The sequence below is a fragment of the Paenibacillus sp. sptzw28 genome (assembly GCF_019550795.1).
GTDB lineage: Bacteria > Bacillota > Bacilli > Paenibacillales > Paenibacillaceae > Paenibacillus_Z.
Genome location: NZ_CP080545.1, coordinates 5,127,501 through 5,140,020 on the forward strand (window position 1 = coordinate 5,127,501; position 12,520 = coordinate 5,140,020).

11 protein-coding genes (1 of these 11 running past the window's edge) are annotated in these 12,520 nt (G+C 51.1%); 1 reads left to right on the forward strand and 10 read right to left on the reverse strand.

The annotated features are described in order from the left end of the window. The 7 genes from KZ483_RS23615 to KZ483_RS23645 all read right to left on the reverse strand — a co-directional run. Nucleotides 1-1,483, reverse strand: partial view of a glycosyl hydrolase family 18 protein gene (locus KZ483_RS23615; RefSeq protein ID WP_220350009.1) — the 5' portion only. The gene continues 245 nt to the left of window position 1, outside the view; only the first 1,483 of its 1,728 coding nucleotides appear in the window; the start codon lies at nucleotides 1,481-1,483; the stop codon falls past the left edge of the window. 134 nt (nucleotides 1,484-1,617) lie between these two features. Continuing rightward, the gene (perR, locus tag KZ483_RS23620) at nucleotides 1,618-2,049 is read right to left on the reverse strand and encodes a peroxide-responsive transcriptional repressor PerR (protein ID WP_220350010.1); all 432 of its coding nucleotides are present in this window, start codon (nucleotides 2,047-2,049) and stop codon (nucleotides 1,618-1,620) included. Nucleotides 2,050-2,128: 79 nt separating this feature from the next. Next, complete coding sequence (locus KZ483_RS23625; protein WP_220350011.1) at nucleotides 2,129-4,123, reverse strand: DUF4097 family beta strand repeat-containing protein; 1,995 nt, start codon at nucleotides 4,121-4,123, stop codon at nucleotides 2,129-2,131. 158 nt (nucleotides 4,124-4,281) lie between these two features. Then, a complete protein-coding gene (gatB, locus tag KZ483_RS23630; RefSeq protein ID WP_220350012.1) occupies nucleotides 4,282-5,724 on the reverse strand; it encodes an Asp-tRNA(Asn)/Glu-tRNA(Gln) amidotransferase subunit GatB in 1,443 nt (480 codons plus the stop codon). A 38-nt stretch (nucleotides 5,725-5,762) separates the two neighbouring features. Next, nucleotides 5,763-7,220 (reverse strand): Asp-tRNA(Asn)/Glu-tRNA(Gln) amidotransferase subunit GatA, encoded by a 1,458-nt coding sequence (gatA, locus tag KZ483_RS23635; protein WP_220350013.1) that lies wholly within the window; start codon nucleotides 7,218-7,220, stop codon nucleotides 5,763-5,765. Between the two features lie 60 nt (nucleotides 7,221-7,280). Further along, nucleotides 7,281-7,568, reverse strand: a complete 288-nt coding sequence (gene gatC / locus KZ483_RS23640) for an Asp-tRNA(Asn)/Glu-tRNA(Gln) amidotransferase subunit GatC (protein ID WP_220350014.1) — start codon at nucleotides 7,566-7,568, stop codon at nucleotides 7,281-7,283. Nucleotides 7,569-7,984: 416 nt separating this feature from the next. Continuing rightward, complete coding sequence (locus KZ483_RS23645; RefSeq protein WP_220350015.1) at nucleotides 7,985-8,362, reverse strand: ATPase; 378 nt, start codon at nucleotides 8,360-8,362, stop codon at nucleotides 7,985-7,987. Between the two features lie 226 nt (nucleotides 8,363-8,588). On the opposite strand from KZ483_RS23645, the gene KZ483_RS23650 reads away from it, so the two are divergent. Continuing rightward, nucleotides 8,589-9,491 carry a polysaccharide deacetylase family protein gene (locus KZ483_RS23650; RefSeq protein ID WP_220350016.1) on the forward strand — a complete coding sequence of 301 codons (903 nt, stop codon included), beginning with the start codon at nucleotides 8,589-8,591 and terminating at the stop codon, nucleotides 9,489-9,491. A gap of 79 nt (nucleotides 9,492-9,570) precedes the next feature. Here KZ483_RS23650 and cyoD read toward each other — a convergent pair whose 3' ends face one another. From cyoD to KZ483_RS23665, 3 genes are read right to left on the reverse strand one after another with little or no spacing between them, the layout of a single operon-like run. Further along, on the reverse strand, nucleotides 9,571-9,921 hold the full coding sequence (gene cyoD / locus KZ483_RS23655; protein WP_220353642.1) for a cytochrome o ubiquinol oxidase subunit IV: 351 nt from the start codon (nucleotides 9,919-9,921) through the stop codon (nucleotides 9,571-9,573). Between the two features lie 7 nt (nucleotides 9,922-9,928). Next, the gene (gene cyoC, locus KZ483_RS23660; RefSeq protein WP_220350017.1) at nucleotides 9,929-10,549 is read right to left on the reverse strand and encodes a cytochrome o ubiquinol oxidase subunit III; all 621 of its coding nucleotides are present in this window, start codon (nucleotides 10,547-10,549) and stop codon (nucleotides 9,929-9,931) included. Then, nucleotides 10,549-12,519, reverse strand: coding sequence for a cbb3-type cytochrome c oxidase subunit I (locus KZ483_RS23665; protein WP_220350018.1), 1,971 nt, complete (start codon nucleotides 12,517-12,519; stop codon nucleotides 10,549-10,551). The genes cyoC and KZ483_RS23665 overlap by 1 nt, the downstream gene beginning before the upstream one ends. Nucleotide 12,520 lies beyond the last annotated feature (1 nt).

A 12,520-nucleotide genomic window follows, 5' to 3' on the forward strand; every position in this document is an offset into this window, starting at 1 on the left:
CCGATTCCATGCCGAGCGCTTTCGAACTGACCTTGACTGCGCCGTTTTCATCTTTTTTCTCCGTCCAAAGACGAGTGTAGAGAGGCATTCCGAGAACTAATTTGGCGGGGGGCACCTGATCCTCTTCTAATATCCGAACCAGGGATTTCTCGACCCAGGGTAACGACGCCACCGAGCCTGCCAAGGGGCTGGACGCCCAATGCTCGTCATAGGCCATTAGGATCATGTAGTCAACTATTTTACCGAGTGAAGAGCGGTCCAAAAATAACGACCAGAATTCACTGTTTGATTTTGGTGTCACGTCAATCGATACGGTAATGCCCTGATCATGCAGCAGCGGCGTCAACTCCCGCACGAACTGGACTAGATTGGCTTTGTCCGACGTGTTTACATTCTCAAAATCAAGGTTGATGCCCTGAAGGTTGTACAATTTCACATAAGCAAGCAGCTGCTGGATCATACTAAAACGGGAATCGACACTGCCCAGTGCCTGGGTTGTTCTGACCGGCTCGAACCCGTTACTGAACAGTCCCCACACCTGCATCCCCTGCTTATGAGCCCAATTGACGTAGTCGATGTCCGCCTTGCTGCGGATGTGGCCACTGCCGTCGATCAGCTCGAACCAAGAAGGGCTTACGACGTTGACACCGTTCATCGCAGCGATGTTATCGGTATCGGGGTTCTTCTGATAAACGGCTTCCCAGGTTAGATTGATTTTGCTCCCAGGCAGCTTCCATGCTACAAATGGGGGCTTGAATTCCTGCCGTTCAATATGTTCCACTTGCGAAAGCTGCAGATCCTTCTTGGCCGCATATCCGATAATTCCGCTCTCGCTCTGCACCTGGTACCACCCTTCGCCTTCACCCCATACGCGTACTTCCGCGTTTTTGGTGAGACGCTCGACAATAGGTGCCCGTATAGTGGCTTGTGGCCGAATGACAGCCCCCTTAGGTGCTTTTGCGCGCTGAACTGCTTCTCCGGACTTCAAAACGGTAACGATTTTCGTTTGTTTGTCGTATTCGATGCGAATGCCGTAAAGTTCCTCAATCGGCGTCGACGGAATATAGACCAGTTTATCTTTCACCTCGGCAGCTACACGAAGCTCATAAGGCTTACTGTTAATTGTGGCCGTCAAGGCATTAGTCTTAAGCCTCAGCACTTTGTCGGTGTTGGTGAGAACGATCGACCCGCTCTTCTCCTCGTAATAGACATTATCCTTAAGACCTAAATCATCTTGGATAACAGGCAGAGGAAGCTTTACCGCATCCCCGTCCACGATAGCGCCTTCAGCCATCGCCTTCCCATGAACCATGATCGGATATGACGAACCGTAATCCGGCTTTACCTGTCTGCTATTGGGAACAAAATTTAACCATGCAGCCCACATGCCGATACCCATCGCCAGCAATCCGCTGGCCAATACCAGCCATTTCAGCCACCCGCCCTCTCGGCGTCGGCGCGGCCGGAACATAACCGTTTGCACCTCTGGTGTCTCCTCCTGTATGAAAAGTATATTAAATGAGGGATTTGCAGCAGCTTTTAATTCAAACAAAAAACGTGCAGTAGGGCGAGAATAGCACACCCCTGCACGTTATACCGCAATTGAATATGAATCGGTCAGGACGGCAGCTTTGAGCATTCCGCACAATGGCCGTAAATTTCCATCCGGTGACCCTCTACGCTAAAACCCGTTTCCCGGGAAGCGGCGGCTTCAACATCTGTAAGCGGCGGGTATTCAAAATCGACTATTTTACCGCAGCTGCGGCAAATGGCATGATAATGTTCGGATAAATCGGCGTCAAACCGGCTTGAGTCGTCGCCGTACGTGAGCTCGCGGACGAGTCCGGCGTCGACGAACAGCCGTAGGTTATTATAAATGGTCGCTACGCTCATACTCGGAAACGTGGGAGATAGCGCTTTATAAATCTCATCAGCTGTCGGATGGGTCATGGAATCCATCAGGAAACTCAAGATAGCATGACGTTGCGGGGTCATACGTACGCCGGTGCTTTTCAATTGCTCAAGTGCCTGTTCCACGGTCGCGCCCATGCCCTTCACGTCCTTTCTGCTTCATTAGAACCATTGTACGTGCTTGCTTTTCATTTTGTCAATGAACGGGGAAATCATTTTAAGGGGTGTAATGATTTACCGTTATGCTGCTGTTTGCGTCAATATTTATCCGATAGGTCGCCGTGCCGATATCCCCTCGTATAGTGTTCTTGCTTGCAGTGAGAGGCAGGTCGGTATAAACATTTCCGAAAGTTACAGAGCCATTTACCGAATAATCGCCGTTTTCGGGAACAAATAGATTAATATCGCCGATTGAGCTGTCTATATCCCAGTCGCCGCCCACAGTTGCGCTGTGAATCGCAATATCGCCGTTTAACGTGTCGGCCTTGATCGAGGCTTCGGCTTCACGAATGATAATCTCTCCGTTTTTGGTCTCTACATCGGAATTACCGGAAATATGCTCCAGCTCAATGTTCCCGCTGAGAGTCGATCCTTCGATATCTCCCAGTATCCGCAGTGCCTTCACACCGCCATTGTAGGTTGCGAGCTGAACGTTGCCTTTGATGTCGGTCGCTAATATGCTTCCATTCTTCGACTCTGCTGTTACAGGTCCTTCAAGCTTACGAAGAGCGATTTCACCGTTCGTTACCTTCACTTTCAGACCGCCCGGAAGAACCAGTCCGGATACGTCGACCGAACCGTTGCTAACCTGAATGCTAAGCTCCGTCTGTATGACTTGATTCTCCGGAGACGGCTTATCCGCGGCCTCTCCGTCCGGCGGAGCTGCCCCTTGGGCCGGCTCTGTTCCGTCTTTGCTCAAATTCGAATCGGCCGCAGGTGCTGAATTTTCGGAGAATGACTCGCCGTTAATCGTTTGGCTGTTCACTGCACCATTCGATGAGCTTTCGGAGCTTTCTAAAGAATAAGACGAGCCGGGAGCGCCGGAGGTTTCAGTTTTTTCATTAAAAGAACCTCCCGTTTCCATGGCGGGCAATTGCCCAATCCGGGATGCCTCAGGAATCGTTATAATAATATTCATACGCGGTTTACGGCTTCCGTTAGTACCGTATGGCTCACCTTTCGCTGCAATCTTCAATTTATTGTCACCGGTGATATCGATCTTTGACTGTTCAGCCACTTGATCGGCTTCCTGTTTGTCCGCCACATCCACCCACATAACCGTCTGAACGGTCATTTCACTAACATTACCCTTCTTCACGGTCACTTTACCGTTCGGATTATCAATTGCAAGTGCGGATGTCTCCGGCGTAATCGGTACGGAGATCGTCTCTTTCTCATACTTAAAACCTTTTTCATCGCTGTATCCGCTCATTCCGGCTAAATCAACTTTAAAATTATCGAGCCACGAGAAAGGCATTGAAGTATACTGTGTTACCGTGTAAGCAGTAACCGCGATTATGACGGATAAAAAGCTGCCGCCAATGTCAAATGACAGTTTCCTGCCCGCAGATCGGTAGGTCAAGCTGTAAACGACAATTTCAATCCCGAGCAGAACGAACGCGGCCGGCCACCACTGTCCGAGCAGACGAATATCGTTACGACCTTGGATTTCATCCCAGAGCAGCAAGGCCCCGGTCGCAATGACAACAGTTGCTGCGGTAAACCGTCCGATCCTGAACATCGTTCTCCCCCTCTTTACAACTAACATGGCGGCAATAACGGTAAGACCGGCCCCTGGCGCAAACGTTCCCACGGCATCTAACCAAGGGATCAGCACGGATGGCGAGCGGACAAGCCCGAGGAGGACCAGCCCGACAGCAACGACGGCCGCACCTTCGAGCCAAGCCGCACCTTGCTGTTCCTGGTCAAGTTGGCCGTCAGCGGATTCGCGCAGCCTGGCCTCCTGCTGAAGCGTATCAAAAACGCTGAAAAACCAAAACAGCGGAAGCGCCAAGCCAAGAAAAACAATAAGCAAGGCGAACCTGCCTCCACCCTCATCAGCAAAACGGACCATAGCGACGATGTCAGTCAGTACGCCCGTTATCAGCATTAAGCCTCTCAGATGTAATCCGAGGGCGAGATGACCCGCTCCCGGTATGAGAAAAGCTAGAAACGGCGCTATTTTCCGGTAATCAATCTTAGGTGTGCGCATGACAAGCGCCGCCTCCTTCCTTCTGAGCTGCTCCCGAAACTATCTATCGTTAACCTGTATTGTACCACATTTAATAGTTCGGGTTTCCGAAGCAAGATGCCAGAAAGAGGCATGCCGATGATAGTAGCAATCACCGGCATGCCTCTTTCCTGTCCTAGCTATTGATTCAATCGTTCAAGAAGCAGCTTGTTAACAAGCGCCGGATTTGCTTTGCCTTTCGTTTCTTTCATCACTTGACCTACAAGGAATCCAATCGCTTTCTCTTTCCCGGCCTTGAAATCCTCGACCGATTGCGGATTCGCTTCCACGATGCGACTTACCACTTCAGCTATCGCGCCTTCATCGCTTATTTGCACCAGTCCCTGTTCCTCGACGATTTGCTGCGGGCGTTTACCGCTCTCCAGCATTTCCTTAAAGACGGTTTTGGCAATCTTACTGCTGATCGTTCCTTTCTCCATGAGACCGATCATCTCGCCGAGCCCTTGACCGGTAATCTTCACGCCTTCAAGCTCGAGAGCATTCGCGTTGAGGTATCCGAGCAAATCACCCATAATCCAGTTCGCCACCGCTTTCGCGTCCTGCGTGTAACCCAGGCTCTCCTCAAAGAAATCCGCAAGCTTCTTGGAAGATGTGATTACCTCGGCATCGTAGGAAGACAAACCGAAATCAGTAGTATAACGTGCTTTGCGAGCATCGGGCAGCTCCGGAATGGAAGCGCGGACCCGTTCTTTCCATTCTGTGTCTATATGCATCCTCACGAGATCCGGATCCGGGAAGTAGCGATAATCATGCGCTTCCTCCTTGCTTCGCATCGAGAACGTTTTGCCCTGGGCTTCGTCCCACCGGCGAGTCTCCTGCACCACTTTGCCGCCGCTATCAAGCACATCGGCTTGACGCATCTGCTCGTATTCAAGCCCGCGCTGCACGCCGCGGAACGAGTTCATGTTCTTGAGCTCCGCCCGCGTGCCAAACTGCTCCTGCCCAAACGGACGAAGGCTGATATTGGCGTCGCAGCGCAGCGAGCCTTCTTCCATCTTCACATCGGATACTTCGCAATAAAGCATAATCGCCTTGAGCTTCTCCAGGTATGCCTTCGCTTCCTCAGGCGTGCGGATGTCCGGCTCTGAAACGATCTCTACAAGCGGTGTCCCAACCCGGTTAAAGTCGACAAGCGATGCAAAGCCGCCGTCCACATGCGTCAGCTTGCCGGCGTCCTCCTCAAGATGAAGCCGCGTGATCCCGATACGCTTCGTTTGACCGTTTACTTCGATATCAATCCAGCCATGCTCCCCGATTGGTTTGTCGTACTGGGAGATTTGGTACGCTTTGGGTGAATCCGGGTAAAAATAGTTTTTGCGGTCGAATTTGCTCACATCGGCAATTTGGCAGTTAAGCGCCATTGCCGCTTTCATGGCGTACTCCAGAGCTTGACGGTTCAATACCGGCAAGACGCCCGGATGTCCGAGACAAATCGGACAAGTATGCGTATTCGGCGGGGCGCCGAACGACGTGGAGCAGCCGCAGAAGATTTTACTCTTCGTGTGAAGCTCAACGTGCACTTCGAGCCCAACTACCGTTTCATATTTGTTCGGTTCAAACATTGCTTAGCCCCTCCTGCTTCCTTAACATTCACCGCCGCTCACAGCTGCGGACGCTGTTTGTGGTGCTCAGTATGCTGCTCGTAAGCATGCGCGGCGCGAAACACCGTCTGCTCGTCGAACGCTTTGCCTATAATTTGCAGTCCGACAGGCAGGCCGTCCGCGAAGCCGCAAGGAACACTGATCGCCGGAATGCCTGCGAGACTGACGGGTATTGTGCAAATATCGTTCAAGTACATCGTCAGCGGATCGCCTACCTGCTCCCCGAGGCGGAAGGCGGTTGTAGGCGCCGTCGGTCCGATGATAAGGTCATAATCCTTGAACACATTGTCAAAATCCTGCTTGATCAGCGTACGCACTTTCTGCGCCTTTAAATAATAGGCGTCATAGTAGCCGGAGCTAAGAGAGTAGGTGCCGAGCATGATCCGGCGCTTCACTTCCGGGCCGAAGCCTTGACTGCGCGATTTTCGATACAGGTCGAGCAGGTTGTCCGGGTTGTCCGCACGGACTCCATATCGGACTCCGTCAAAGCGGGCCAGATTGGACGACGCTTCCGAAGAAGCGAGCAGATAGTAGGCGGCAACCGCATATTCGGTATGCGGCAGGGAAACTTCCTCCCAAATTGCGCCGAGGCTTTCGAATTGTTTCAAAGCATTGAGAACCGCTTCTCTCACCTTCGGGTCGATACCCTCGCCGAGATATTCCTTCGGCACGCCGATGCGCAGACCCCTGACATCGCCTGTCAACGCGCTGATGTAGTCCGGGATATCAACGTTGGCGGACGTCGAATCCATCTCATCGTAACCGGCGATGGCCTGGAGAACATAAGCGGAGTCCTCCACATTCTTCGTGAGCGGTCCGATTTGATCAAGCGAGGAGGCAAATGCTACGAGTCCAAAACGCGAAACCAGGCCGTACGTGGGTTTAAGACCAACAATGCCGCAGTAAGCCGCGGGCTGGCGAATCGAGCCGCCTGTGTCGCTGCCGAGTGAGAAATACACTTGCCCGGACGCTACCGATGCTGCGGAGCCGCCGCTTGAACCGCCCGGAACGTACTCCGTATTCCAAGGGTTGCGGGTCGGATGAAAGCTGGAGTTCTCATTGGAGCCGCCCATAGCGAACTCATCCATGTTCAGCTTGCCTATCGTTATCGACTGCGCGGCCTTAAGCTTCTTCATCGACGTTGCATCATAGATCGGATCATAATTTCGCAAAAATTGGCTGCCGCAGGTTGTAAGCAGCCCTTCCGTAACGATGTTATCTTTAATACCTGCGGGCAAGCCAAATAACAGACCGCGTTCGCCGCCGTCCTGCAGCTGCTTGTCCAATTCGGACGCAGCGGATCGGGCGCCTTGTTCGTTAAGTGTCAAAAATGCTTGTATTGAAGCATCTGTCTGCGCGATTCTCCGGTATGACGCATCAACCAGCTCGCTTACAGACAGCTCTTTGCTTGTCAATTTATTGTGTAGTTCCTGCAGACGCATATCAAAGAGTGCCAACAGTCGTTCCTCCCTTCGCATTCGCCTCACAGCCTGAGCGGCCGCGGGCGCCAAAAACTTTTATTCAAGCACCGCTGGTACCTTGAACTGGCCGTCTTCTTCATCCGGCGCATTCTTCAGCGCAGTATCAGGCGTAACCGATTTCCTGGTCTGGTCTTCCCGCATTACATTGCTCACTGGCAGCACGTGGGTTGTCGGCTCAACTTGCTCGGTATCCAGCTCGTTCAGCTTCTCCGCATATTTCAATATTGCGTTCAACTGCTCGGTCAATTGCTCCTTCTCCTGAGCGGAAAGATCCAGCCGCGCCAAATTGGCGACATGCTCGACATCATTAACGGTAACGCTCATCGGCGCGCCCCTCCTTCATCTATCCTTGTATTCACATTCTTACTATTATAACGTAAGCCGGCGCTGAAACTCAATGCATTGCTTTAGCAGCAAGAAGGCGCATGTTCGGAGGCGAGCGTCTCCCCTATTGTTGCTGATCACAATAGCTTCATTAAGTCTTCCTTACATAGTTTGATAAGCCGGATACTCCTGTCCGCCTTGCTGTATTGCACGGTTCCAGCCGAACAAATCGGCTGAATAACGGACCTTAAGCGACCAGGAGAAAGATAGCGAACTGTTGTCTTATTTCAGCTTAAAAAAAAGCCTCCCCAGCGGGAGGCTTTTAACGGGCAAGTCGAACCGGATCCCGCTGCACAAGAAGAGTTAGTGCACAGGATCCTTAAGGTCGGTTTACTGTATCTATTTGCGCATGAATGTCAAATCCAGGCTTTCAAGTTTACTTGACGAATGAAATCGTCCTGGCTTTGCACTTCACTGCCGTTGCTTTCTTCCGTCTCGGCTTCGTCCCCATTCATTACACGCCTGAATAGTTCGGCATTGTGGGTAGCAAGCGCGAAATCAATAAGCGCTTCACGCTCAACACGCTCGGCTTCCTGCTGAAAGATAACAGTTTCCAGCTCAATGTCGGCTGCCGGAACATAAAAATTACGATTGGCCTTCGGCACTCGTATGACATAATCGAATGCGTTATCCGCATTGCGGTCGTAAGCAATAACATATCCATATTCCCCAATAGGGAGGCCCTGTTCGAATAAATCTGAAACGATTACGACCCTCATCCCCAGCTTATGCATTTCTTCCACCTCGGTCTCTATTAACCTTCAATCTTTATCTACTATCCTACTAAAAAAAAGTATGGAAGTCCAATTAAGAAAACAGACTATTTACATACCGGATTTCGGGTGTATAATGACAGGAGAAAATCATACAGGTCCGGGCAAACCAGGGCGGGAATCACGAATAACGTGATTCTTGTCCTCTTTTTTTTATACGGCCCTAATCTATTAAAGGAGGCTCAATATGACTCAAAATTACGCTTGCCAGTCATGCAGTGACCGTCTTCTGATTATTCATGCAGACGATTTCGGCTCTTCGCACTCTGCCAATCAGGCAATAATTGAATTGTTTCGCAGCGGCGGCATTACCTCCGCATCGATTATGATGCCATGCGAGGCTGCCGCGGAAGCCGCAGCATTCTGCAAAAGAAACGACACCGCCCATGTCGGCATTCATTTGACTCTTACCAGTTCCCGCAATCAATTTTTAAAGCCTGTATTCAAGGAGTTTTCACTTGACAGCCTGATCACACGAGACGGCTTTTTCCCGGAGGAGGTTTCCCTGATAGAACGTGATGCCGATTCTCAGCAGGTCAAAAAAGAGCTGGCTGCGCAAATAGAGTCGGCTATCGCTCTTGGCATCGATCCCACACACCTCGATTGTCATGAAGGCTGTTTGCTCGGCCTTGCCTTAGGCCGGGATTTCCTGGATATCGTTTTCGAGTTATGCGAGGAATACGCCCTTCCGTTCCTGTTGCCGCACAGAATTGTCCTGCAAAGCTTTCTTAATGAAGCTCAAAAATCCCTTTTCCGGAAAAAAATCTCTGAAGCTGCGGCTCGCGGAATTTATTTAATCGATGACCTGTCCGTATTCCCGTACGAGCTGGAAGAGGGCGAAAGCTATGAAACGTTAAAAATAGAATGGGGAAACCGGCTCGCACATTTAATGCCCGGAATCACGCAGATGGTGACGCATCCCGCGATGATGACAACCGAATTATTGGCGTTAACGGGGCATGCCGCGAAAAGAGAACTGGAATACCGGTTGTTGAGGGATTCGGGATCGAAAGCGTTAGTTGAGGAAATGAAGATCAAGTTGATTTCCTGGAAGCATCTAAGGGATTTACAGAGAAGAATGGGCTGTTAAAATTAAACAACTACAAAAAAAAGGCAGGCCGGCGATCATGCCCGGCCACCCTATATACTTGGCTCGAATCAATTTTGATTTATTGTACGACGGCGTTAAACGACATGATCCACATCGAGCCGCCGACGATCGCAATGACCACGATGATGCCGAAGATCAGGGCCATTATGTTGTAGTGCGGCTTCTCGCCTTCTCGGATATGCATAAAGAAAAATAACTGTACACAAAGCTGCACCACGGCTGCGAGTACGATCGTCCAGAGAGTCGCATTTTTGCTCATTCCGCCTTTCAGTACGAGCAGCAGCGGAATGATCGTAAGCACTATGGACAGAACGAACCCGATAACGTACGATTTCAGCGATCCGTGCGATTCATGGTGATCAATGTGATCGCCGTGACCCTGCCCGTCGTTGTGCGTACCGACCTGCATACTCATGCTACATCACCCCCATCAAGTATACGATGGTAAAGATGAAAATCCACACGATGTCAAGAAAATGCCAATACAAGCTGATAATCGTAATTTTGCGGCGGGTCACCGGGGTAATGCCGCGCCTTGAGAGCTGTATCATGAGCGCAATCATCCAGATGAGACCGATGGAAACGTGAACTCCGTGCGTTCCGACAAGAGTGAAGAACGCCGAGAGAAACGCGCTGCGCGAGATTGTCGCGCCTTCACCGACCATTTTAACAAACTCGCTCACTTCAAATCCTACAAACGCTGCGCCCAGCAGCGCGGTGACAATGAGCCATCCAATAAGCTGCTTGACATTGCCTTTATTCATTGCCAGCACGGCGAGACCGCTGGTAAAGCTGCTGGTAAGCAGTATAAATGTTTCCGCAACAAAGCCCGGTACCTCGAACAGCTCTTTACCGATTGGGCCGCCGTCGGTATGATAGCGGAGCACCATATAGGTGGCAAACAGGGTACCAAAAATCAAACAGTCGGTGACGAGAAAAATCCAGAAGCCGAGCACCTTCATCGATTCTTGATCGTGGTGGCCGTGAGCGTGCTCGGGACTGTGTTCATGTGAATTTGCTGCCGCAGCATGCTGCATTATAACGCCCTCCCCAGCGCCGTCTCGGTCGCTCTTACTTCTTCGGCTGAAATATAGTAATCCGTGTCGTATTGGAACGAACGGATAAGAAGCGTGACTCCGACACCAACCAGTCCTGCGACCCCCATCCACACCCAGTCGAATACGAAACCGAAGCCGGCGACGAACCAGCAAGCGGCCATGATCACTGGCAGCGCTGAGTTTTTCGGCATATGAATCGGCTCGAAATCAGCCGCTTTCACAGCCGGTATAAGGCCGCCGTTGCGTTCCTTCTCTTCCCAATAAGAGTCTCGTTCATGCACTTCCGGCACGATGGCGAAGTTATAAACCGGCGGCGGCGATGGAATAGACCACTCAAGAGTCCGCGCGTTCCACGGATCGCCAGTTGTATCGCGCTCGCCATATTTGATGCTGTAGCTGATTTGCCACACCTGAAACAGAAAGCCGATTCCCATCAAGAACGCGCCTATCGTGGAAACCATATTGAGCGGCGCCCAACCCATGTCCCAACCGTACGTGTAAACGCGGCGCGTCATACCCATAAATCCAAGCGCATACTGCGGCATGAAGCAGACATAGAAGCCGATATTCCAGAGCCAAAAGGCGTACAGGCCCAATTTCTTGTTAAGCTTGAATCCAAACAGCTTCGGCCACCAATAGTAGACCCCTGCCAAATACCCGAATACTACGCCGCCGATCAGCACTTGATGGAAGTGTGCGATCAGGAAGTAGCTGTTATGGTACTGATAATCAGCAGGTGCGACGGCCAGCATGACGCCGGTAGCGCCCCCGACGACAAAGCATGGAATAAATGCGAGTGTCCAAAGCATCGGCAGCTCCATCCTGATACGGCCCCGGAACATGGTAAAAAGCCAGTTGAATATTTTCACCCCGGTTGGTATTCCGATCGCCATTGTCGCAATGGCGAAGAAGACGTTCACGTCTGCGCCCGAGCCCATCGTAAAGAAGTGATGCACCCAGACGAAGAATGAGAGAATGCTGATGATCATCATCGAGAATACCATCGATTTATACCCAAAAACTCGTTTCCTTGAGAAGGTGCTGACGACTTCCGAGAATACGCCGAAGGCCGGAAGGATGACGATATAGACCTCAGGGTGACCCCACATCCATATGAGGTTCACATACATCATCGGATTGCCGCTCCCGGTCATCGTGAAAAAGTGAGCTCCCAGGAACCGGTCGATAAAGAGCAGCGCCAGCGTAACGGTCAGAATCGGAAACGCAAAAATGATAACGACGGAGCTCGAAAATACCGACCAGGTAAACAGCGGCATTTTCATTAACTTCATGCCCGGTGCACGCATTTTAAGAATGGTTACAACAAAGTTGATTCCGGTCGCAAGCGAACCAATCCCGGAAATTTGAATGCCCCATATATAGAAATTTTCCCCGACGCCCGGGCTTCCGGATAACTCGGACAGCGGCGGATAGCTGAGCCATCCGGCATCCGGCGAGCCGCCGATGACGAAAGACAGGTTGAACAGCATCGCTCCGAATAAGAAGAGCCAGAAGCTGATTGCATTAAGAAAAGGGTAAGCTACGTCCCTTGCACCAATCTGAAGCGGTACAACCATATTGAACAGTCCGAACATCATCGGCATAGCCATGAACAATATCATGATCGTGCCGTGTGTAGTAAATATCTGATTGTAATGGTCCGCCTCCAAGAAGTGCATGTTCGGCATCGCCAGCTGCGCCCGCATCATCAGCGCATCAACTCCGCCACGGAACAGCATAAGCAGGGAAGCGATCAAGTACATCATCCCGATTTTCTTATGATCGACGGATGTGATCCATTCCCGCCAAAGCCATCCCCATTTCTTAAAGTAGAACAGGACGAATAGAATCGTTACCGAGGTGAGCGCAATAGCGACGTCCGCTCCGTAAATCAGCGGATCACCGGTCACAAAAAACGTGGAGGCAAAAGATTTAAGCTTTTCCAGCATT